Annotated in this window: 22 protein-coding genes; 11 read left to right on the plus strand and 11 right to left on the minus strand. The window is 72.5% G+C overall.

What is annotated here, in order from left to right; genetic code table 11:
• Position 1 precedes the first annotated feature (1 nt).
• Together NDW01_RS16060 and NDW01_RS16065 are read right to left on the minus strand one after the other, a co-directional pair.
• A complete protein-coding gene (locus NDW01_RS16060) occupies positions 2–1348 on the minus strand; it encodes a hypothetical protein (protein ID WP_252821300.1) in 1347 nt (448 codons plus the stop codon).
• A 157-nt stretch (positions 1349–1505) separates the two neighbouring features.
• On the minus strand, positions 1506–1772 hold the full coding sequence (locus tag NDW01_RS16065) for a hypothetical protein (protein ID WP_252821302.1): 267 nt from the start codon (positions 1770–1772) through the stop codon (positions 1506–1508).
• Positions 1773–2033: 261 nt separating this feature from the next.
• Between NDW01_RS16065 and NDW01_RS16070 the strand changes: the two genes are divergently transcribed.
• On the plus strand, positions 2034–3188 hold the full coding sequence (locus NDW01_RS16070; protein WP_252821304.1) for a glycerate kinase: 1155 nt from the start codon (positions 2034–2036) through the stop codon (positions 3186–3188).
• A gap of 6 nt (positions 3189–3194) precedes the next feature.
• On the opposite strand, the gene NDW01_RS16075 is transcribed toward NDW01_RS16070, so the two are convergent.
• Together NDW01_RS16075 and NDW01_RS16080 are read right to left on the minus strand one after the other, a co-directional pair.
• Entirely contained in the window at positions 3195–3992 is a 798-nt protein-coding gene (locus tag NDW01_RS16075; RefSeq protein ID WP_252821306.1) for an SAM-dependent methyltransferase, read from the minus strand.
• Between the two features lie 72 nt (positions 3993–4064).
• The gene (locus NDW01_RS16080) at positions 4065–5558 is read right to left on the minus strand and encodes a pyridoxal phosphate-dependent decarboxylase family protein (protein ID WP_252821308.1); all 1494 of its coding nucleotides are present in this window, start codon (positions 5556–5558) and stop codon (positions 4065–4067) included.
• A 100-nt stretch (positions 5559–5658) separates the two neighbouring features.
• On the opposite strand from NDW01_RS16080, the gene NDW01_RS16085 reads away from it, so the two are divergent.
• On the plus strand, positions 5659–6120 hold the full coding sequence (locus NDW01_RS16085) for an Lrp/AsnC family transcriptional regulator (RefSeq protein WP_252821310.1): 462 nt from the start codon (positions 5659–5661) through the stop codon (positions 6118–6120).
• Between the two features lie 30 nt (positions 6121–6150).
• Here the strand turns inward: NDW01_RS16085 and NDW01_RS16090 are convergent, their stop codons facing one another.
• On the minus strand, positions 6151–6582 hold the full coding sequence (locus NDW01_RS16090; protein ID WP_252821312.1) for a nuclear transport factor 2 family protein: 432 nt from the start codon (positions 6580–6582) through the stop codon (positions 6151–6153).
• Entirely contained in the window at positions 6579–7025 is a 447-nt protein-coding gene (locus NDW01_RS16095; protein ID WP_252821314.1) for a nuclear transport factor 2 family protein, read from the minus strand. Before NDW01_RS16095 ends, NDW01_RS16090 begins: the two co-directional genes overlap by 4 nt.
• A gap of 95 nt (positions 7026–7120) precedes the next feature.
• Here NDW01_RS16095 and NDW01_RS16100 point away from each other — a divergent pair, with 95 nt between their 5' ends.
• Positions 7121–7759 carry a TetR/AcrR family transcriptional regulator gene (locus NDW01_RS16100; protein ID WP_252821316.1) on the plus strand — a complete coding sequence of 213 codons (639 nt, stop codon included), beginning with the start codon at positions 7121–7123 and terminating at the stop codon, positions 7757–7759.
• Here NDW01_RS16100 and NDW01_RS16105 read toward each other — a convergent pair.
• A complete protein-coding gene (locus NDW01_RS16105; protein WP_252821318.1) occupies positions 7749–8954 on the minus strand; it encodes a serine hydrolase domain-containing protein in 1206 nt (401 codons plus the stop codon). The two genes, NDW01_RS16100 and NDW01_RS16105, sit on opposite strands and share 11 nt — an antisense overlap.
• A gap of 177 nt (positions 8955–9131) precedes the next feature.
• Between NDW01_RS16105 and NDW01_RS16110 the strand changes: the two genes are divergently transcribed.
• From NDW01_RS16110 to NDW01_RS16125, 4 genes are all read left to right on the plus strand, one after another.
• On the plus strand, positions 9132–10040 hold the full coding sequence (locus tag NDW01_RS16110) for an NADP-dependent oxidoreductase (RefSeq protein ID WP_252821320.1): 909 nt from the start codon (positions 9132–9134) through the stop codon (positions 10038–10040).
• 96 nt (positions 10041–10136) lie between these two features.
• A complete protein-coding gene (locus tag NDW01_RS16115; protein WP_308211710.1) occupies positions 10137–11573 on the plus strand; it encodes a helix-turn-helix transcriptional regulator in 1437 nt (478 codons plus the stop codon).
• Positions 11536–11952 (plus strand): hypothetical protein, encoded by a 417-nt coding sequence (locus tag NDW01_RS16120; RefSeq protein WP_252821322.1) that lies wholly within the window; start codon positions 11536–11538, stop codon positions 11950–11952. Before NDW01_RS16115 ends, NDW01_RS16120 begins: the two co-directional genes overlap by 38 nt.
• A 204-nt stretch (positions 11953–12156) precedes the next feature.
• Positions 12157–13956 carry a hypothetical protein gene (locus NDW01_RS16125; RefSeq protein WP_252821324.1) on the plus strand — a complete coding sequence of 600 codons (1800 nt, stop codon included), beginning with the start codon at positions 12157–12159 and terminating at the stop codon, positions 13954–13956.
• Here the strand turns inward: NDW01_RS16125 and NDW01_RS16130 are convergent.
• The gene (locus NDW01_RS16130) at positions 13928–14524 is read right to left on the minus strand and encodes an AAA family ATPase (protein ID WP_252784935.1); all 597 of its coding nucleotides are present in this window, start codon (positions 14522–14524) and stop codon (positions 13928–13930) included. The genes NDW01_RS16125 and NDW01_RS16130 overlap by 29 nt on opposite strands.
• 184 nt (positions 14525–14708) lie before the next feature.
• The gene (locus tag NDW01_RS16135) at positions 14709–15137 is read right to left on the minus strand and encodes a hypothetical protein (protein WP_252821326.1); all 429 of its coding nucleotides are present in this window, start codon (positions 15135–15137) and stop codon (positions 14709–14711) included.
• 138 nt (positions 15138–15275) lie between these two features.
• Between NDW01_RS16135 and clpX the strand changes: the two genes are divergently transcribed.
• The 3 genes from clpX to NDW01_RS16150 all read left to right on the plus strand — a co-directional run bounded on the left by clpX (position 15276) and on the right by NDW01_RS16150 (position 18556).
• Complete coding sequence (gene clpX / locus NDW01_RS16140) at positions 15276–16553, plus strand: ATP-dependent Clp protease ATP-binding subunit ClpX (RefSeq protein ID WP_252821328.1); 1278 nt, start codon at positions 15276–15278, stop codon at positions 16551–16553.
• A gap of 292 nt (positions 16554–16845) precedes the next feature.
• Entirely contained in the window at positions 16846–17718 is an 873-nt protein-coding gene (locus NDW01_RS16145) for an ABC transporter substrate-binding protein (protein WP_252821330.1), read from the plus strand.
• 46 nt (positions 17719–17764) lie between these two features.
• Positions 17765–18556: an amino acid ABC transporter permease gene (locus NDW01_RS16150; protein WP_252821332.1), complete on the plus strand. Its 792-nt coding sequence runs from the start codon at positions 17765–17767 to the stop codon at positions 18554–18556.
• Here NDW01_RS16150 and NDW01_RS16155 read toward each other — a convergent pair.
• On the minus strand, positions 18505–19791 hold the full coding sequence (locus NDW01_RS16155) for an RNA-guided endonuclease InsQ/TnpB family protein (RefSeq protein WP_252821334.1): 1287 nt from the start codon (positions 19789–19791) through the stop codon (positions 18505–18507). The genes NDW01_RS16150 and NDW01_RS16155 overlap by 52 nt on opposite strands.
• A 92-nt stretch (positions 19792–19883) precedes the next feature.
• Between NDW01_RS16155 and NDW01_RS16160 the strand changes: the two genes are divergently transcribed.
• Complete coding sequence (locus NDW01_RS16160) at positions 19884–20636, plus strand: amino acid ABC transporter ATP-binding protein (RefSeq protein WP_252821336.1); 753 nt, start codon at positions 19884–19886, stop codon at positions 20634–20636.
• Between the two features lie 148 nt (positions 20637–20784).
• Here the strand turns inward: NDW01_RS16160 and NDW01_RS16165 are convergent, their stop codons facing one another.
• Entirely contained in the window at positions 20785–21828 is a 1044-nt protein-coding gene (locus NDW01_RS16165; RefSeq protein ID WP_252821338.1) for an enolase C-terminal domain-like protein, read from the minus strand.
• Between the last annotated feature and the right edge of the window lie 3 nt (positions 21829–21831).

Genomic DNA, 21831 nt, shown 5'->3' on the forward strand with positions numbered 1-21831 from the left:
GTCAGGATGTGGGGCAGGCGGGGAACAGCCCGCGCGTGCCGGAGGGATAGGCCGCCGCGTCGGTGAACCGGCAGCCGAAGTCGGGCCGCGCGACCATCGCGGGGTCGGTGACCGGGTCCCCGGCCGGCCGGGGACCGTCGTGGACCCAGCGGGCCAGGTCGTCCCAGGCATGCCCGGCCTCGGTGGGCGAGAACTCGCAGTGCTGCGCGGTCCGGATGGCGCGCTGCACGACGAGCCCGGACCGGTGGGCACGGGCGGCCTCCGCCCCGTAGATCTCCTCCATCGAGAACGGCACGAACATGTCGCCCAGGCCGTGCAGGGTCACGACCTTGGCGGTGGGGATCCCGAAGATCCGCGGGATCTGGGACAGCCGCGGGGAGTACCGGTCGGCCGGGTCGGCGGGGCGGACCCGCTGCACGGTGGCGTTCACGTCCACCGGGGTGTTCGGCGTGTACCGCGTGGCGGCGTTGCCGGCGACCTGCGCCGGGTCCTGCGCCAGGCTCGTGCCGGCCGCCGGAGCACCCAGGCTGAACAGGTAGTCCTTCCAGACCGGGAAGGCCGCCTCGGCGCCGGGGCGGGGTCCGCCCGACCGGTCGATCGTGATGGCCCGCAGCTGCTTGCCGAGATCGTTGGCGGTGTCCGGGCCGCCCGGCTTCAGGCTTGCGAGCCCGAGCGCCTGCTCGATCCTGGGCACGGCGTTCGTCAGGTAGTCGGCCGGTGGGGGATAGGCGCGCACGCCGGCCAGGTCCTGCGCGACCAGGTTGTAGTCCAGGAAGAAGTCGAAGAGCCGGTCGTCGCCCAGCACCCCGCACATCGGGAGAGCGCCGGAGTAGAAGCCCGGGTACTGCTCGATCGACCGGCCGATCACATGGCCGCCCATGGACACGCCCGCGACATAGGTGCGGCGCGGGCGGTGCTGGAGCCGGGCGAACAGGTCGGCGAGGTCGCGGGTCTGCACGACTCCGGAGCGCACGTCGTAGTCGTTGTCGGCGTACGAGGACGCGGCCCAGGCGTAACCCTCGCCGACCAGCTTCTGACGAAGCCCGAAGGCGGGCGGGTCGACGGTCAGCGTCGTCGTCGCGCCGCGGTAGCCGTGCGCCCACATCACCAGCTCGCCGTTCCAGTGCGGCGGGACCTCGATGTCGTACGCGGCGTGGTGGAACACGCCCTGGTGCACGGTCGTCGTCCGGCCGTCCACCGCCAGCGGCGGCAGCGCGGGGTTGCTGATCGTGTACGGCGGCAACGGCCGGTCGTCGGGGACCGTCGCCGCGGCCGCGGCCGGAGCGGTGCCGAGCGACACGGCGACGACGGCGGCGGACAAGAGGGAGGCGAGCCGGCGAAGACGCATGAACGATCTCCTCGAGGGCAGCCGTCGTGACCCGAGAGCACCGGATCACCGGGAACGGCCGGCGCGCCGTCGTCGGCGGGCGTTCACCGGTCGGACTTCGCACCTTAGAGGCGCGGCCGGGGCGACGGCAAGATCGTTGTCCGCTTCGCGCCGGACGTCAGTGCATGCCGCTCAGCATCATGATGATGAGGACCAGCACGTGGCCGATGACGACGAACCCGATGACGAACATGAACACGAACTTGGCGGGACCGTGCTCGAAGACCTTGCCCTCTTTGAGGGGCTTCCGCCCGGCCTGCCGCCTGGCGAGGCGCTCCGCGAACTTCTCCTCGTAGGACTTCCTGCGCGGAGCCAGCTGCTCGCCGGTGGTGGGCTGCTCGCCGGTGGTGAGCTGGTCGCCGGTGGTGAGCTGGTCGCCGGTCATCGATGGAACTCCAATCGTGTGCTGCCAGAGAGAGTAACAACCGCGGCCTACGCGCGATTCCGGTCATGTGTCCCGTCGGCCCTGCTCAGCGGCCCGGAGGCGGCGGCGACGCGGCCGCGCGCGGAGTGGGCTGACGGCGGGGCCCGGCGCCGGGTCCGGGCCGCGGGGCGACCGGACCGTCGATCCGTGCGGAAGGACTCGGACGAGACTGGATAATCGGCGGCACAAGATCGTGATTCCGGTCCGGTGAGAAGGGAATCCATGAGCAGCCACGTCGTCATCGCACCCGACAAGTTCAAAGGGTCGCTGACCGCTCCCGAGGTGGCCGCGCGCGTCGCAGCCGGGCTGCGTCGCGTCCATCCGGAGGTCCTGCTGATGACCATGCCGGTCGCGGACGGCGGTGACGGCACCGTGGACGCCGCGGTCGCCGCCGGATTCACCCGGCGTCGCGCCGTCGTCAGCGGGCCGACCGGTGAGCCCGTCACGGCGTCGTACGCGATCCGCGACGAGACCGCCGTCGTCGAGCTGGCCGAGGCGTCCGGGCTGCGTGTGCTGCCCGGCGGCGTGCCCGCGCCGCTGACCGCCTCAAGCCACGGCACCGGCGAGCTGATCGCCGCGGCGGTGGCGGACGGGGCGCGTCAGGTCGTCCTCGGCCTGGGCGGCAGCGCCTGCACCGACGGCGGCGCGGGCATGGCCGCCGCCCTGGGCGCCCGCCTCCTCGACTCCCAGGGCCGCGACCTCCCGCCGGGCGGCGCCGCGCTGCGGGACCTGGACGCCGTCGACACGTCCGCGCTGACCGACCGGCTGCGCGGGGTCACCGTCGTGGTGGCGGGCGACGTCGACAGCCCGCTGCTCGGGCCGGACGGCGCCGCCCGCGTGTTCGCGCCGCAGAAGGGGGCCGGCCCGGACCAGGTCGAGATCCTCGAGGCGGGGCTGACCCGCCTGGACGCGGTCGTCCGCCGTGACCTCGGCCTCGTGATGGCCGGGCTCCCAGGGGCCGGCGCGGCCGGCGGGGTGGGGTTCGGCGCGATGACGTTCCTGTCCGCCCGGATGGAGCCGGGCATCGCCTACCTGCTCGACCTGCTCGGGTTCGACGCCCGGCTCGACGGCGCGCGGCTCGTGGTGACGGGGGAGGGTTCCCTGGACGCCCAGAGCCTGCGCGGCAAGGCGCCGGTGGGCGTGGCGCAGGCGGCCCGGCGGGCGGGGGTGCCGGTCGTCGCCGTGTCCGGGCGGCGGGCGCTGAGCGACGAGCAGCTCCGCGCCGCGGGGTTCGCCCGCGCGTACGCGCTCACCGATCTGGAACCCGACCCGGGCCGCTGCATGGAGGACGCGGGCCCGTTGCTCGAACGGCTCGCCGAGGAGATCGGCCGGACCGTGCTGGCGGAACCGCTGAGCCGCCGGGAGCCGACCTGCTGACCGCGCTCAGGAGCCCGCGGACGACGACGTCCCGAGCCGGCCCACGCCGGCCAGCAGCCGGCCCTGGGTCTCCGGACCGTCGGCCCGCCACTTGGCGACGTGGACGATGCCGGGGTCGACGACGTCGAAGCCGGTGAACAGCCGCTCGATCTCCGCGCGGGAGCGGATCACGGCGGGGGCGCTGGCCTTGGCGTAGGCGTTCTCTATGCGTTCGCGCTGCTCCGGGCTGAGTCCTTCGTACGTGCCGGTGGACAGGGCCAGGAAGCTGCCGGGCGCCATGGTCTTCCGCAGCGTCGCGATCACCTCTTCGCCCTCCGGGACGAAGTGGAGGACGGCGACGGCGAGCAGGCCGACCGGCCGGTCGAAGTCGATCAGCCGCTTGACGGCCGGGTCGCCCAGGATCTCGCCGGGGCGGCGGATGTCGGCGTGCACGGTGGCGACCCGGTCGTCGGTGGCGCGGAACGCCTGGTTGTGCGCGAACACGATCGGGTCGTTGTCGACGTAGACGACGCGTGCGGCCGGGCGGATCTCGCGGGCGACCTCGTGCACGTTCGGCGAGGTCGGGATGCCCGTGCCCAGGTCGAGGAACTGCTCGATCCCCTGTTCCGCGAGGTAGGCCACCGCGCGTACGAGGAAGTCGCGGTTGGCGCGTACGAGCTCCCGCTGCTCGGGGTGGGCGGCGATGACCTTCTCGGCCGCCTCCCGGTCGGCGGCGAAGTTGTCCTTGCCGCCCAGCCAGTAGTCGTACATGCGAGCGGGGGACGGCGTGTGAACGTCGATGACGTCGTGAATCCGTTCCTCCATGATCGACAAGCCTAGGGGTGGACCCGACAAAGAGTAATGGCCCCGGTAAATCATGGCCACCTTGGGCCACTCTCAAGGCCGTCTCGAGGCGTCCTGCCGCTCACGAACGGGGGCCTTCTTGCCTGGGGGGAACGTCCGCCCCAGCTCGTCGGCCACCTCCAGGACCGTCTTGACGACGTCGGGGGTGGTGCGGAAGTTCACGAAGCACGCGCGCAGGCAGGTGCGGCCGTCGACGATGGCCGGTGCGAGGTAGACGCGGCCGTCGGCCTGCATGGCGCGGGCGAGCCGTTCGTTGTGGGCGTCGAGCTCGTCGTCGCCCGCCCCGGGCGGGACGTGCCGGAAGCAGACGGTCGACAGCATCGGCTCGTGCAGCAGCTCGAAGGAGGCGTGCGCCCGCACCTCATCGGCGAGCAGCGCCGCGTTGGCGAGCGTGCCCTCGATCCAGGAACGGAACCGAGCGGCGCCGTGGACCCGCATCGACAGCCACAGGCGCAGGGAGCGGAAGGGCCGGGAGTACTCGAAGGTGCGGTCGACCGGGTTGCCGGTGTCCTCCGCGTGGAGCATGTAGCGCTCTTCGTGGCCGAACGCCGCCCGCAGCGGGCCGCGGCGGCGCATCAGGATGACGCTGCAGCTCTTCTGCATGCCGAGCCACTTGTGCGCGTCGATGGTGACCGAGTCGGCGCGGTCCAGTCCGGTGAACCAGTGCCCGGCCGTGGAGGTGGCGGCGGCCGGCAGCCCGTAGGCCCCGTCCACGTGCAGCCACACCCCCTCGCGCTCGCACACGTCGGCGATCGCGGCGAGGGGGTCGACCGCTCCGGTCAAGGTCGTGCCGGCGGTCGCGACGACGGCCACGGGCGTGCAGCCCTCCGCCCGGTCGCGCCGAAGGGCTCCACGGAGCAGGTCCACGCGCATCCGGCGCCGTTCGTCGGTCGGTATCCGCCGCAGTGCCCGGCGGCCCAGGCCCGCCGTCTCCACGGCGCGCGCGATGGAGTGGTGCGCCTCGTCGGAGCAGTAGACGGTGGCCCGGCGGCCGGCGACCCCCTCCTCGCGGGCGCCCGGCAGTGCCTGCTCCCGCGCCGCGAGCAGGGCGGTCAGGTTGGAGGTCTGGCCCCCGCCGGTGAAGTGTCCCTCTCCCAGCGGGAAGCCGACGAAGTCGGCCACCCAGCGCACGGCCTGCCGGTCGAGGAGGTCCGCGGCCCCGGCGGCGGTGGCCAGGTTCGCGTCATAGGCGGCGGACAGCGCCGAGGCCAGCACGCTCACCTCCAGGCCGCTGGAGCCGACATAGGCGAGGAACAGCGGTCGCGACGGCGACACGCTGGCCTCCAGGATGTTCACCGCGTCGTCCAGCGCGGCCCGCGCATCGTCCGGCCGCTCCGGCAGCGGGGCTCGCAGGCGCCCGACCAGGTCCGCGTCGACCTCCGGCTCGCACGGCCGCGGGCGGTCGAACGACTCCCACGCCGCGGTCAGGTAGCGGGACAGGTCCTGGAGGATCTCCTGCCGGTCGGCGAGGGCCGAAGGCGAGGCGGCAATCGATTCCGGAAGGGTCTTATCGGTAGAAAGAGTCATGCCGAAACCGTGGCGACCTCATGGGCATCGGCGCAACAGGCCGTCATCTGGTTGAGCACGATGACAAGTACGGGAGAGATCAAGTGCCATACTGCGCACCGTGGATGCCCTCGACGCCCGAATCCTCCTCGCGGTCGACGACGACCCCGACGCCACCATCCTCGCCCTCGCCAAGAGGCTCGGCATCGCCCGCAACACTCTCCACGCCCGGCTGCGGCGGCTCCAGGAGGCCGGTGCCGTACGGGAGTTCACCCGCCGCGTCGACCCCGCCGCCCTCGGCCACGGCCTCGTCGCGTTCGTCTCGATCGCCCTGAGCCAGACCACCGGGCGCCGAGCGACCTCCGCCCTCGCGGCCTTCCCCGAAGTCGTCGAGATGCACTCCACGACGGGCGAGGCCGACCTGCTGCTGAAGGTCGTCGCCCGCGACACCGCCGACCTGCACCGCATCAGCGGGGAACTGCTCGCGGTCCCGGACGTCGTGCGCATCAGCACGGTGATCTCTCTGTGCGAGGAGCTGCCCCTCCGCACCCGCGCACTGATCGAGCGGGCCGCACGCGCGTGAATCCCGGCCGGACGTGACCGCGGCCGCGTCTCAGGGGGAGTCGTCCGCGAGGGCGGCGGCGAGCGGGCCGGGCGGCCGGCCGATCGCGAGGCCGAACCGCAGGTGGTCGGCGTAGTCCCGGGCCTCGACGATCAGGCCGTCGCGGACCCGGAAGACGAAGATGTTGCGGATGGTGAACCGGCGGCCGGTCGTCGTGATCCGTCCCGCGTACTCGAACTCCCCGATGACGACCTCCGGATCCGCGGTCTCGTGGACCACGACGTCCCGCGCGCTCATCTCCAAGGGGAGGGTGGCGGCGTGCTCGAAGTGCCGTCGCAGCGCGTCCCGGCCGACGAGGGGCTCGCCCGGCGCGGCCATCGGATGCGCGACGACGGCGTCCTCGGCGTACAGCTCGGGCAGCCGGTCCCAGTCCCCGGCCGTGACGCCCTCGATCAGCCGCTCGAAGACCTCGCGCGGCGTCATGAGGCCTCCCCGGCGAGGGGCGTGGCGAGAGCGCGGAGGCCGCCGGTGGCGCGGGCGATGGTGAGGTGGTCGTGGTAGTCGCGCGTCTCGACGATCAGCCCGTCGCGGACGCGGAGCACCTGGATGTTGGCGGCGGTCAGCACCTCGTCACCGGCCGGAATGTCGTAGTCGAACTCCGCGATGACCATCTCCGGATCCGTGGTCTGGTGGACGACCACATTACGGACGCCGAACCGCAGCCCCATCCGGGCCGCGCCGGCGAACCGCGCCCGGATCACCTCCCGGCCCTCCAGGCGACGGGGGGCGTCCTGCCCCGCCGGGGCGAACGGCTGATGGGCGACGGCGTCCTCGGCGTACAGGTCGGCCAGGTCGTTCCAGCGTCCCTCCGCGATGCCGCGGCTCAGACGCTCGAACACGGCGCGCGGACCGGCGGGTTCGGACATGCGAGACTCCTGTTGATCGAAGCGGAATCGGAGTGATCACTCCGGATTGGGATTATCCGGAGTGGCGACTCCGCCTGTCAATGAGGAAGGTGTGCATGACCGCACCGCGGCGCGCGTCCGCCACGGACGGCGGACGGCCGGTCCGCGCGGACGCGCTGCGCAACCGCGCGCGGGTCCTGGAGGCGGCCGAGGCGGTCTTCGCCGAGCACGGCACGACCGCCTCCACGGAGCAGGTGGCGCGGCGGGCCGGCCTCGGCGTCGGCACCGTCTTCCGCCACTTCCCGACGAAGGAGGCGCTGCTCGAGGCGGTGTTCGTCGCCCGGCTGGACCGGCTCGCCACCGAGGCCGACGGGCTGATGAGCGCGGACGATCCGGGAGCGGCCTTCTTCGGGTTCTTCGCCCGCGTCGTCGGTCACGCCGCGACCAAGAACGCCCTGTCCGCCGCCCTGGCCGAGGCGGGCGTCGACGTCCGGGAGAGTACGGCCGAGACGGGCCGGGAGCTCAAGCGTGCGCTCGGCGCGCTCCTGGGCCGCGCCCAGGAGGCCGGAGCGGTGCGGCCGGACGTCGGCCTGCCCGAGATCCTCACCCTCCTGGTCGGCGCCTCCCAGGCGGCCGAGCACGTCGGCGGCGACGCCGGGGTACGGGCGCGCGCCCTCGCCGTCGTCTTCGACGGCCTGCGCGCCGCCCCCGCCGGGTCGGAGCCGGGGTCCGGGTCCCCCGGCGTCAGGGGTTGAGGGTCAGTTCGGCGAGGTGGCGGGCGATGCCGTTCACGTCGGTGTCCTGAACGTTGCTGAGCACGGCGACGGCGATGTCGTCGTCGGGCAGGTAGACGTTGCTGGCGTGGTACCCCTCGAGCAGGCCCGGATGGTAGAGGTACCGGTGTCCGTGCAACCGGTCGACGAGCCACCCGAAGGCGTAACCGGTGGAGGGGGAGTCCAGGCAGCCGCCGGACGGGCAGTCGGCCTGCGAGGTGAAGGCCAGCTTCACGGTGGCCGCCGGTGCGACGAGGTGCGCGCCGAACGACCGGTCCCAGCGGGTCAGGTCGTCGGCGGTGGTGTAGACGCCGCCGGCGGCGTACGCCTCCGACCCGATGATGTGGCCCGCCGGCTTGCCGACCGAGAGGTAACCCTTGGCCCAGCCGTCCGGCGGGTCGCCGTCGGTGTAACCGGTGTGCTGCAGGCCGAGAGGCGCGGTGATCTCGGCGTGCAACACGTCGCCGAACTTCTTGCCGGTGACCTTCTCGATGATCGCGCCGGCGAGGATGTAGCCGGAGTTGCTGTACTTCCAGCCGGTGCCGGGCTTGAAGTCGAGGGGCTTGTGAACGAACCGGCTGATGATCTCCTTGGGCGTGGTCGGCGTGCCCAGCTTCGGGAAGAAGTCCGGCATCTCTGAGATGTCGGGGATGCCGGAGGTGTGGACGAGGATCTCGCGGATCGTGATCGGCTTCCACGCGCTCGGGCAGGACGTGATGTAGGTCGGGACGAGGTACGGGCAGACCGTGTCGTCCAGCTTGACCTTGCCCTGGTCCTGCAACTTGAGCATGAGCATGGCGGTGAACTGCTTGCTCACCGAGGCGATCCGGAAGATGGTGTCCGGGCTGTTCGGAATGTTCTTGGCCGAGTCGGCCTTGCCCGCGGCGAACCGGGCCAGCACCTGACCGCGCCGCACCACCGTGATCGAGCCCGTGAACCTCCCCTTCTCGGCCAGCCCCCGAAGGTAGGAGCCGATCGCGGACGCGCTCGGGTCGCCGGACGGAGCCGGCGACGTGGCCAGCGGGTTCGGGCTGGGAGCGGCGGCCGCTGCGGAGGAGGTCGCGGCCGCGCGCGGCGGGTGCGCCTTCCCGCCGCCGGGGTCGCTGCTGCACCCCGTCACCGTCGCGGCGAGCAGCGCCAGCGCGGCACCGGAGCGGGCCAGATGAAGACGTGCCATGGTCACTCCACGGCCTGTCGGTCGCACTTGTCGAACCTGCCAATGATCCCCAGGGGCACGGACCCCTGCAGGCTATCCGCCGCGGGGAGCAAGATCGCCCATCTCGCGCCCTGACGAATGAGCCTTGACTACTCAGGGTAGTGCTCGTGACAGCACGGTGAATTTCGGGGGGGACCAATGCGAGCCGTGACGGTGTCCGATTTCAGGGCCGAGCCGGAGCTGACCGAGCAGCCGGTGCCCGAACCGGGCCCCGGCGAGGTCCTCGTCCGGATGAACGCCGCAGGACTCAACCCCTTCGACTGGAAGGTCATCGACGGAGCGATCCCGGACACGGTGTTCCCGCTGATCGTCGGCACCGACGGCGCCGGCACCGTCGAACGGGCGGGGGAGGGCGTCACCGGCGTACGGCCCGGAGATCCGGTCTTCGGCCAGTTCGGCGACCCCCGGCGCGGGCTCGGGTCCTACGCCGAACGGGCCGTCGCCCGGGAGGACGCCATCGCGCCGCCACCGCGCACGATCGCGCTGAGCGAGGCCGCGGCCGTGCCGACCGCAGGGACGACCGCGCTGAACCTCGTCGACCGGGTCGGCGACGCGCGCCGCCTGCTCATCGTCGGGGCCACGGGAGGCGTCGGCACCTTCGCCACGCAGCTGGCAGCCGCCCGTGGGATCACCGTGGTCGCCACGGCGACCGCCGACAAGGCCGACCTGATGCGGGCGCTGGGCGCGGCCGAGATCGTCGACCACACCGCCGGCCCCGTCGCCGAGCGGCTGGCCGCCCCCGTCGACGCCGTGATCGACCTGGTCGACGACACCGCGGGGCTGCGCGAACTGCTGCCGGTCGTCCGCCCCGGCGGTACCGTGCTGAGCCCGGTCTTCGCGGTCCCGGAGGAGGGCCTGCCCGGCGTCGACGCCCTCAACTTCCTGAACGAGGCGGGCGCCGAACGGCTCGAACGCCTCGCCCGGGAGATCGACGCGGGCAACGTCCGCGTCCTGATCGGCGACACCGTCACCCTGCCCCAGGCGCCGGGCGCGCTCGCCCGCAGCAGGGCCGGACGCGCCCGGGGGAAGACGGTGATCGTCATCTGACGGGGACGGGCGCCTTCCGCCGCGTCCGGCCGCCGAGGAGGCGAGCACGCTGCCACGGACGTCCGTCCGGGCATCCGCGCACGGCAGACTTGGCGCATGCGCGCGAGCCGCCTGGTGTCCCTCCTGCTCCTGCTGCAGTCGCGGGGCCGCATGACCGCCCAGGAACTGGCGGACGAACTGGAAGTGTCCCTGCGCACCATCTACCGCGACGTCGAGTCCCTGTCGGCGGCGGGCGTGCCGGTGTACGCCGACCGCGGCCCGGCCGGCGGGTACCAGCTCCTCGACGGCTACCGGACACGCCTGACCGGGCTCACCGCCGAGGAGGCCGAGTCGCTGTTCCTCACCGGCCTGCCCGGGCCCGCCGCCCAGCTCGGCCTCGGCACCGTCCTGGCCGCGGCCGAACTGAAGCTCATGGCGGCGCTGCCCCGGCAGCTGGCCGAGCGCGCCGGGCGCATCCGCGAACGCTTCCACCTCGACGCGCCGGGCTGGTTCCACGACGGCGAGCCCACGCCGTACCTGAACACCGTCGCCGACGCCGTCTGGAAGCAGCGACGCGTCCGCATGCGCTACCGGAGGTGGAAGACGCCGACGCCCGTCACCCGCACCGTCGCCCCCCTCGGCCTGGTGCTGAAGGCGGGAAGCTGGTACCTCGTCGGCCGGTCGGAGGACGGCCGCTCGGATGGCGGTCGCCCGGAGGACGGCCGCTCGGACGACGATCGCTCGGGAGGCGGTGAACGCACCTACCGGGTCGACCGGATCCTCGCGCTCGAGATGCTCGAGGAGGAGTTCGAACGGCCGGCGGACTTCGACCTCGCCGAGTTCTGGGCGTCCTACCTCACGCGGTTCCGCGACGCGATGTTCAACGGCGAGGCGGTCGTCCGGTTCTCCCCGGCGGGGATGCGGATCCTCCGCCATCTGGTCACGCCGGAGGTGATCCGCGCGGCGCAGCGCAACGCGGGTCCGCCGGACGAGGAGGGCTGGGTGCGCACCGTGATCCCCATCGAGTCGGTCCGGCACGCCCACACCGAGCTGCTGAAGTTCGGCGCCGAGGCGGAGGTCCTCCAGCCACCGGAGCTGCGCGAGCTCGTCATCGCGTCCGCGCGCGCCATGCTCGACCGGTACGACGCCGCCCGGACGTGTCGGCGGATCCGAGGCTCGGCGGATCAGGCCGAGGCCGGCCGGAGGATCAGGCGCCTTCGCCCGGCCGCCGGAAGGACCCGGTGTCCTCCGCGGAGCCACCGGCGACCCGGCGGTCCGTCGGCTCGGGCGCCCGCGGCGCGGCCTGCTCCCGGGTATGCGGCACGGTCTGCTCGGCCGGCCGGGGCGCGGCCTGCTCCGGCGGGGTCACCGGCGGGCGTCCGGTGCGGCGCGGGAGAGGCTGCGTCGCCTGGATCGGGCCGGGCCGGTCCTCACGCGCCGGCGGGATCGGGCCGGTCGTCGCGGGCCGGTCGTCGCGGGCCGGCCGGGGCGTCTCCACCGTCGGAGCCTCCTCGGCGTGCGCCGCCTCACGCTCGGCGAGGCGGGCGTCCTTGACGCCGACCACGGCGAGACGGCCGAGCGCCACCGCGGCGAAGAACACGGCCACCGCACCCAGGCCGGACAGCAGCGCGATCTGCTCCACCACCTGGCGCGTCGTCCCGCCCACGGGGACGCCGAGCCGGTCGGAGGCGGCCCACATCGTGCTGAGCGTGCCGCCGACGACGAACCAGGCGCCGCCGAGCGCGGCGATCCACGCCCCGATGGCGGCCGTGGCCCGGTTGGCGCTTCCCAGCAGGATCAGGCCGCCGACCAGCAGGGCGCAGGCCGGCAGGATCTCCAGCCAGACCCGCCCGGCCGTGAACGACCACGCCTTGTCCGGAGTGAACGCGAAGTGGAAGTACGGGCCGACGAGCGCGGCCAGCCCGCCCCATAGTCCGAGCAGCACGAGGATCACACCGCTGAGCGCACCCCTGCTGCGAGGTACTCGTAGCATCCCGGTCATTGGAAATCAGCTCCCTGAAGTCTCGGGCGCCTACGGATTACCCGCAGATGACCCTTTCAAGCGCGTCGTTGACCCGCGCTTTGCAGGGATTTGGGCCGGTATAACGGGCGGAGGCGTTTCCATGAGAGGGGACTGGTGACAGAGGAAGTCGGGACCGTTCCGCGCGACCGCGACCTGGCGCTGCTGCGGCGGTACGAGCCGATCCTGACCTACACGACGGGCGAGCGGTTCTTCCCCGTCGACGCGGAGGACTACATCCGCTGCTGCAGCCTGTGGCAGGGGGACCAACGGCTCGTCGAGGCGGGGGAGCTCACCGCGGACCGCCTGGTCGCCGCGGCCGCCGACCGCGCCGGCGCCGAGCTGTCGCTGCTGCTCGTCCAGCGGCCGTTCGACCGGCGGGAGGTGCGCGCCCACCGCGCCCGCGCCAAGCCGCCCATCGCCCGCTCCGGGCGCCTGGCCGCCGTCGGCCTCATCGGGCGGGTCTTCGACGTGCTCCTGCGCGCCTCGCTGTTCCTGCGCGGCTCGGTGCCCGGCGGGGTCACGGCGGCGGCCGCCGACATCGGCGAGCGGCACCTGAACCGCGACCAGGCCACGTACTACGGCCGGGTGGTCCGCGAGGGCGGCTACATCGTGTTGCAGTACTGGTTCCTGTACGCGATGAACGACTGGCGTACGACGTTCGCCGGGGTCAACGACCACGAGGGCGACTGGGAGTCGGTGACCGTGTACCTCGCCGACACCGAGGACGGCCCGCGCCCGGCCTGGGTCGCGGTCTCCGCGCACGACGAGCGCGGCGACGACCTGCGCCGCCGGTGGGACGACCCCGACCTGCGCACGGAGGGGGACCACCCCGTCGTGTTCGTCGGGGCCGGCTCGCACTCCGGCGCGTTCCTGCCCGGTCAGTACCTCGTCACCGTCAACCCCGTACGGCTGCGGCGCTACGTCCGCTGGGCGCAGCGCCTGATGGGGCTGGCCTTTCCCTGGGCACGGGAGGAACGGCGGCACGGGGTCGGCATCCCCTTCATCGACTACGCGCTCGGCGACGGCGAGCGCATCGGCCCGGGCCGGGACCGTACGTGGCGGGCGGTGCTCATCACCGACGAGACACCGTGGGTCCGGGGATTTCGCGGGCTGTGGGGCCGGGACACGCGGGACTGGGTCGGCGGCGAGCGCGCCCCGGCCGGTCCGCGCTACGAACGGGACGGCCGCGTACGGACCCTGTGGGCCGACCCCCTCGGCTGGGCCGGCCTGCAGAAGATCCCGCCGAGCCCCGAGGCGGAGCGACGGGAGCTGCGGGCCCGGGTCGCGGCCCTCGACGAGGAGATCAAGGCCGCCGACGCGGAGATCGAGCGCGGCCGCGAGGAACTGCGCCGGCTCCGGACGACGGCGGTGTCCCTGGCCGGGCACCGCAACACCAGGAACCTCGCCCGCCGGCGCGCCGCCGAGGTCGCCAAGGCCGAGGCCGCCCTGGCCGTGCTCGTCCGCGACCGCACCGAACTGGCCGAGGAACGCGGCGCGCACGAGGCGACCCTGGCCCGCCCGCCCGCTCCGGACGCCCCGCAGGCCCACCTGCGCGAACCGCACCTGCCGTACACGCCGTTCCGGGGGCCGCGAACGCGGTTCCTGCACACGTGGGCGGCGCTGAGCACGCCGCTGTTCCTGCTGGCGGTGGTCGGCGTCTTCGTCATCCCGCACGAACCCGTCGCGATCCTCCTCGCCGCCGTCGTGCTGCTGTTCGTCATGATGGAGGCGTGGGTGCGGCGCCGCCTCCTGGCGTTCGCGACCGGGCTGCTGATGCTCGCCGGGGGCCTGGCGGTCGCGGTGGGGCTGGGACTGGCGGTGAAGTACGGGGGACGCTACGTCCTGCTGGCTCCCCTGGTGGTGGTCGCGGGGGTGCTGCTGGTCGTCAACCTCCGCGAACTGTTCCACCGCTGAGGAACGCCTCGTCGACCTGGTCGGCGAGCGGGCGCGCCCCGGACCGGTTGTCCAGGACCGTGTGCGGTACGACCGGCGGCTCGTCGAACCGCACGCCGGCCAGGAACCGCTCGAAGCCCTCCAGCTTCCCGGCGTCCCGTTCCAGCCCCCGGCTGAGGAGCCGGGCGCGCAGCGTCTCGGCGTCGGACCGGACCCAGAGGAGGTGAACGGGCGGCCCGCCCAGCGCCTCCACCCAGGCGTGCCAGCGCCCGGCGTCGTGGACCTGGCCGGTGAACGGGCCGCTCAGCAGCACGGGGCAGCCGTACGACCGGATCTCCCGCGCCGTGGCGGTCATCCCCGCGTACTCGTGCGCCTTGACGTGCTCGTCGTACCAGGGGCCCTCGCGCTCGCCGTCCGGCCGTCCCGCCGCCCGCAGCGTGGCGGCGACGAACGGCCCGTACATCGTGTCCTTGTCCAGCAGGGCGGGCACCGGCCGCAACCGGGACAGCAGCAATCGCGCCACGGTCGACTTGCCGGCGGCGGGCGGCCCGGAGACGATCCAGAGGTCCGCGGGGTTCGAGTCGCGCATGACCCTGATCCTTCCCGGCCGCGCGGACCGGGCCGTCGCCGGGCCGCCCCGATGCGCGCGCGGCAGCGGACGGGCGGGCGGTCTCGCGCGATCCCTGGGCGTCGTCGGCACCCCCGGCCGCCTCGCCCGCGATCCCGGCCGCCGGCGCGGGGGACGATCCGGCCGGCCTCGACGCGGACGGCCGTCATCCGGGGCGCAGGGCCAGCTCTCCGGCGAAGCGTCCGTGCCGCCAGGCGCGGACCGTCACGGCGCTCGTGAGCCGCAGGCCGACGACGGCCGGAAGCCCATCGCGGGCCCGGACGACGACGACCGTCGCCGCTCCGGTGACCGGCGTGACCGGGACGGTGGCGCCGACGTCGCAACCTTCGCTCACCCGGACGTATCGGGCGGCCCAGTAGTCGGGCGTCGGAGCGCTGGGCGGAAGCACGGTCCGGGCCGGTGCCGCGGGCGGACGCCGCCCGGTATCAGGTGACCGGAGGGCCCAGACGGAAGGCATCATGGCGCCGGTGGGAATCCGGACGCCGCAGATCCGCAGGCCGTTCGGATGCGTGTGGGTCGTGCAGCCGCAGAGCCCCGCGAGAACGACGATGACCCCGACCTTCGTCGCGAACACTCCCGCCTCCGTCCCCGCCTTGTGTTCGGCGTCTTCGACGTGACGAAGTACAACTCCGACGGGGATATCGTCGCAGTCAGGCGATGGGATCATAGGGTCCTGTCACCCGGCCCTGCGGATTTTCGAGGAGACGTGGCGATGGCGCCCACCGATGCCGGCGACGAGCCGCTGACCTGCACGTTCTGCGGCAAGAGCCAGCGGCGGGTGCGGAGGCTCATCGCGGGTCCGGCCGGCGTCTACATCTGCGACGAGTGCGTCGCGATCTGCAACGAGCTCATCGAGGACGACGAGGACGACGCGGCCACCGTCGGCGCGCCGCCGAAGCCCCGCGAGATCCACGCGTTCCTCGACCAGTACGTCGTCGGCCAGGACGACGCCAAGAGGAGTCTCGCGGTGGCCGTGTACAACCACTACAAGCGCCTGCAAGCGAGGCCCGGCCGCAGGGCGGACCGCCGGGACGCCGTCGAGCTCGGCAAGTCCAACGTCCTGCTGATCGGGCCGACCGGCTCCGGCAAGACGCACCTGGCCCAGACCCTCGCCCGGATCCTCGACGTGCCGTTCGCGATCGCCGACGCGACCTCGCTCACCGAGGCCGGCTATGTCGGAGAGGACGTCGAGAACATTCTGGTGGCGCTGTTGCGGGCCGCCGACCACGACGTCCGCCGGGCCGAGACGGGGATCGTCTACATCGATGAGATCGACAAGCTCGCCCGCAAGTCCGACAACCCCTCCACCACGCGCGACGTGTCCGGGGAGGGGGTTCAGCAGGCCCTGCTGAAGATCCTCGAAGGCACGGTCGCGAGCGTCCCGCCGGAGGGCGGCCGCAAGCACCCCCAGCAGGAGTTCGTCCAGATCGACACGACCGACGTGCTGTTCATCTGCGGTGGCGCGTTCGCCGGCCTGGAGCAGCTCGTCGAGCGGCGGTCCGGCCGCCGGGAGATCGGATTCGGCGCCGTGGCCGAGGTCGAGACCGGCCGGCGGGATTCCCCCGCCCGGGTGATGCCGGAGGATCTGCGGGAGTTCGGGCTGATCCCAGAGTTCGTCGGCCGCCTCCCGGTGGTGTCGGCCGTCGATCCCCTGGACCGGGCGGCGCTCGTCCGCATCCTCACCGAGCCGCGCAACGCACTGCTCAAGCAGTACCGCAAGCTGTTCGCGATGGACGGGGTCGAGCTGGAGTTCACCGACGACGCCGTCGCCGCGATCGCCGACCAGGCCCTGCTGCGCCGCACCGGCGCCCGGGCCCTGCGCGCGATCTGCGAGGAGGTCCTCCTCAACGTGATGTACGAGGTGCCGGGCCGGGACGACGTCGCCAAGGTCGTCGTCACCCGGGAGACCGTGCTGCGGAACGTCAACCCGACGCTGGTACCGCGCGATCGGCCGTACGACGGGCAGGAGCGCCCCGAGAAGTCGGCGTAGGCGGTCGCACCGCAGAGTGCGGTCGATTTGACGCTGTCCCGGCCGAATGTGCAGGATTAACGGCATGAACAGCTATCTCGTGACGCGCAGGCACATCGACCTGCTCCGCGTCACGTCGATGAGCTGTCGGCCGTGCCTCGGCCGCCCCGTCACGAACTGACCGGGCGCCTTCTTCCCGTCCACGCGGACTCCGCGCCGATCTTCGGCCGTCCGCGGACGCCTTCCCGCCGCTTCCGCGTCGCGGCATCCACCGACGCGGGCACACGCGTATGAATCCCGGAGGAGAACCCCCATGCGTCCGTTGCGAGCCCTCGCGACCACCGCCGTCGCCGTCGTCGCCGCCAGTGCCCTGGCGGCGTGCGGGGGAGGCGGCTCGTCGAAGGCGTCCGCCGGCAACCCGTACAAGCTGCTCCAGCCCGGCGTCCTGCGCACGGCCACGCTGACCGACGCCCCGCCGAACATCTACCTGAAGAACGGCAGGTTCACCGGCTTCGACAACGACCTGCTGGCCGCGGTCGCCGCCAAGATCGGGCTGAAGGTGCAGTTCGCCGGCACCGACTTCTCGGCCCTGCTGTCGCAGGTGGCCACCCACAAGTACGACGTCGGCAGCTCCTCGATCACCATCACCGAGGCCCGTAAGAAGACCGTGGCGTTCACCAACGGCTACGACTTCGGCTACTTCGGTCTCGACGTGCCGGCCGGCTCGCCGATCACGAGCTTCGACCAGCTCAAGGGCAAGCGCGTGGTCGTCGTCCAGGGCACGGTCCAGGACGACTACGCCACCAAGCAGGGCCTCAACCCGGTCCGGGTGCCCGACTACAACGGCGCGCTCAACCAGCTGAAGTCCAAGACCGCCGACGCCTGGATCGCCCCCGCCGAGATCGGCGAGAAGACCGCCAAGGACAGCGGCGGCAAGGTCGTCGCCGCCGCGAAGATGCTCGGCTCGACGCCGATGGCGTTCGCGGTCGCCAAGGACCACCCCGAGCTCCTCGCGGCGCTCAACAAGGGGCTCGACGAGGTCATCAAGGACGGCACCTGGACCAAGCTGCAGGAGGAGTACTACCCCGGCCGTGAGGTGCCCAAGGAGTTCAAGCCGGGCAGCGGCACGGTGACCTTCCCGCCGGTCCAGGCCTCGGGCGCGCCCGCCGCGTCGCCGTCGTCCTGACCGGCCGACCGAACACTGACGCGCGCGGGCTGATGGGAGAAGGCGGATGGACCAGCTGAGTACGTTGTGGGACACCTTCTTCAACTGGCAATCCATGCGGCAGGCCCTGCCCGACATGCTCAAGACGGGCCTGCCGAACACGCTGATCCTCTCGGCGATCTCGGCGCTGATCGGCACGGTGCTCGGGATGCTGCTGGCCATGGCCGGCATCTCCCGGCACCGCTGGCTCCGGTGGCCCGCGCGCGTCTACACCGACATCTTCCGCGGCCTGCCCGCCGTGGTCACCATCCTGCTGATCGGCGTCGGCCTGTCGCAGATCGGGATGAAGATGTGGGGTCCCAACCCCTACCCCCTGGGCATCCTGGCCCTGTCGCTGATCGCGACCGCGTACATCGGTGAGATCTTCCGGTCCGGGATCCAGAGCGTCGACCCCGGTCAGCTCGAAGGGGCCCGGGCCCTGGGGTTCTCGCACTCGGCGGCCCTGTTGCTCGTGATCATTCCGCAGGGCGTTCGGCGGGTGCTGCCCGCCTGGGTCAACCAGCTGATCGCGCTGATCAAGGACTCCAGTCTCGTCTACTTCCTCGGCCTGGCGGCCGGTCAGCGCGAGCTGTTCCGGATCGGGCAGGACGCCGCCGCGAACACCGGCAACGAGTCGGCGCTGCTGCTGGCCGGCATCTTCTACCTGGTGCTCACGGTGCCGCTGACCCACTTCGTGAACTTCGTGGACCACCGGCTGCGCCAAGGCCGACGCACGAGGACGGGCCCGCCGGACACCGACGAGCCGCTTCAGATGGCCGGTGAGACGCCGCTCCCCGCGACGAGTGAGGGCACCAATTGACGTCCTCCCCCACCTGGAGTCAAGGCGGGAGATTCCAACCCGGTCTCTACCGAGGTGAGAACAGGTTGAGGTTCGCGGTTCACGGCCCCGCCCAGTGGCTGGAGGGCTCCTCGCGCTGTCACGGCACGTCCTGCCGCGATGTTCTTGGCCGCGTTCACATCCGCGTGATCGACATGCCCGCAGGTGCGACAACGAAAGACCGCTTGGCTCTCACGGCTCTCCGCGGCGCGATGCCCACAGGCATGACAGATCTGAGACGTGTACGCAGGATTGATCTTTTCCACCCGGCCGGAGGCCTTCTGTTCCAGGCGGGTCACCAGCAGGCCCCAGCCGGCCGCGTGAATCGAGCGGTTCAGCCCGGCCTTGGCCCGCACATTCGTGCCCGGCGCGGCGAGGGTGCCGCGTGCGGACCGCACCATGTTCTTGATCCTCAGATCCTCGACACGAATGACGTCGTAGCTCCGGGCCAGGGCGGTGGATGTCTGCTCCACCCAGTCCTTACGCCGGTCGGTCTCACGCGCTTTGATCCGGCCGATCGCCATCTTGACCCGCGCCCGCCGGTTCGACCCCGGCTTCGCGCGCGCCAGCCTGCGTTGCAGGCGCCGCAGATTGTCGGCCTCAGTCTTGCGCAGGCCCGGCACGGACAACTGCTCGCCGGTGGAGAGGGCTGCCGAGACGACCACGCCACGGTCCACCCCGACGACCTCGCCCTTGCCGGGCCCGTCGATGGGCGTCGGGATCACCGCGAAGCACACGTGCCAGCGGCCCGCTCGATCTCGGTTTACCCGGAACGATTTGGCCTCGTCGGGAACCTGGCGGGACCAGCGGAACTTCACCCAGCCGACCTTCGGGATCCACACCTGTCCGGTCTTGCGGGACAACCGCCGGGCGTCCCATTGTCGACCGCGCTGGCCGACGATTCGGAACCCCTCATGCACGCCCGCTCTGCGCCAGGTCGGCCGTCGATGGGTCCCTGCGAAGAAGTTCGCCATGGCTTGGGTGAAGTCACGCAATGCCTGCTGCTGCACCGTCTGCGACCCGGCAGCCAACCACTCGAACGCTCGTCTCGCTTCAGTCAACTGGCGGCACTGCTCGACATAGCCCGGCGCGGACGCCCGGCCCGGCTGCCAATGCTGATGCTGCTCAACCGCGAGATTCCACACAAAACGGGCGTGTGCGCAGTGGTCCAGCAAGCCCTGCTCTTGGGCGGGCGTGGGCGTAAGCCGGAACCGCATGCCCGCACCCTAACCACCACCACCGACAGTCCAAGGAGGGAACGGCGTTTCCTCCCCGGCCTCAAGGCCGGGGTCTGCACGCCGGGCAGCCGATGACCGAAGAGCAGCGAGAGACGTTCTCCTCCGTCAGCCTCGCCACCCGCGACATCCACCTGGCGTTCGGGACCAACCGGGTGCTGCGCGGCGTCGATCTCGACGTCGGCAAGGGCGAGACCGCCTGCGTGATCGGCCCGTCGGGTTCGGGCAAGTCGACGTTCCTGCGGACCATCAACCGGCTGATCGAGCCCGACAAGGGCGACGTCCTCCTCGACGGCGTCAGCGTCCTGGACCGCGACCCCGACCGGCTGCGGCAGCAGGTCGGCATGGTGTTCCAGCAGTTCAACCTGTTCCCGCACATGAACGTCCTGCGCAACCTCATGCTGCCGCTGCGCCGCATCCGCAAGCTGTCCGCCGACGAGGCCGAACAGGTCGCCCGCCACCAGCTGGAGCTCGTCGGGCTCGCCGACAAGGCCGGCTCCCGGCCGGGCCACCTGTCCGGCGGGCAGCAGCAGCGGGTGGCGATCGCCCGCGCCCTCGCGATGCGGCCGCAGGTGATGCTGTTCGACGAGGCGACCTCGGCCCTCGACCCGGAGCTGGTCAAGGGCGTCCTGAGCCTGATGGCCGACCTGTCGCGCCAGGGCATGACGATGGTCGTCGTCACCCACGAGATGAACTTCGCCCGCGAGGCGTCCGACGTGGTCGTCTTCCTCGACCAGGGCGTCGCCGTCGAGACCGGCCCCCCGGAGAAGATCTTCGACTCCCCGGACAGCCCGCGACTCCGCCAATTCCTCAGCGACGTCCTCTGACGATCGCCCAGGGCCCCACGGGCGGCGATAGCGGTCTCACCGCCGGTGTTCGGATTCACCGGCGTTCACCGCTTCTCTGACGGCGGCGAATGCCAGTGATCAGTCTCCGTGGCGTGTGCAGCCGGGAGCGGCCGGGTCGCCGCCCGGATCAGGCGGGGATGCGCAGGCTCTGGCGGGACAGGCGGGTGACCAGGTCGGAGTCGATGTCGTGGCCGAGGCCCGGCTGGGTGAGGGGGACGGCGACGACGCCGCCGTTGGCGCGGACCGGTGGGGATACCACGGAGGTCTGGGACGGGGTCTCGCTGACGTCGCTGGGCAGGTCGCAGCCGGGCAGCGCGGCCAGCGCGACGGCCGCCGCCTGGCCGATGCCGAAGCCCGCCGCGCCTCCGCACCAGGTGTCCCAGCCGGACGCCAGGGCCCGGTCGTGGGCGCCGCGCGCGGCGGTGAGGCCGCCGAGGCGCGAGATCCGCAGGCCGAGCATCCGGCCCGCGCCCATGGCGATGGCCGTGTCGACCGTCTCCAGGTCCGCGGGGTCCAGGCACACCGGCGTCTCGATCACGCGCTGCAGCCGGGCGTGGGCGGCGAGTTCGGCGCCGGCGAACGGCCGCTCGATGGCGAGGAGCCCGTACGCGTCGAGCGCCTCCAGGGCGGACAGGTGCGGCGCCTCCTCGGTGTACGCCTCCCCGGCGTCGGCCTGCAGGGCCAGTGCGGGGAACGCCTGGCGCACGGCCCGTACGGGCTCGATGTCCCATCCGGGCTGCACGGCCAGCGTGACGCGGGCGTAACCGGCGCTGACCAGTCGGTTCACCCGGGTGAGCAGCACGTCCAGCATCGGCTCGGCGGTCAGGCGGGCGCCGGCCACGATCGAGGTGCGGGTGCCGCCCAGCGCGTGCGCCAGCGGGGTGCCCTGCCGGCGGCACCACAGGTCCCAGCAGGCGACGTCGATGGCCGAGGTGGCCGCGTGGCCGCCGAGCCCGCCGACGCCCACGACCTCCTCCGGCAGCTCCCAGTCGAGGCCGAGCAGCGCCGGGCCGACGCGCTCCTCGATGTCGGCCCAGCAGGAGTCGGATCCCGAGACCTCGCCCCAGCCGACGGCGCCGTCCTGGTCGCAGACCCGCACGACGATGCTCTCCGGCCGCCGGCCGCGGGGCATCGTCATGCGGTAGGCCTCGAACCCCTCGATGCGGGGCATGTC

Source organism: Actinoallomurus soli (genome assembly GCF_024055715.1).
Lineage (GTDB): Bacteria > Actinomycetota > Actinomycetes > Streptosporangiales > Streptosporangiaceae > Actinoallomurus > Actinoallomurus soli.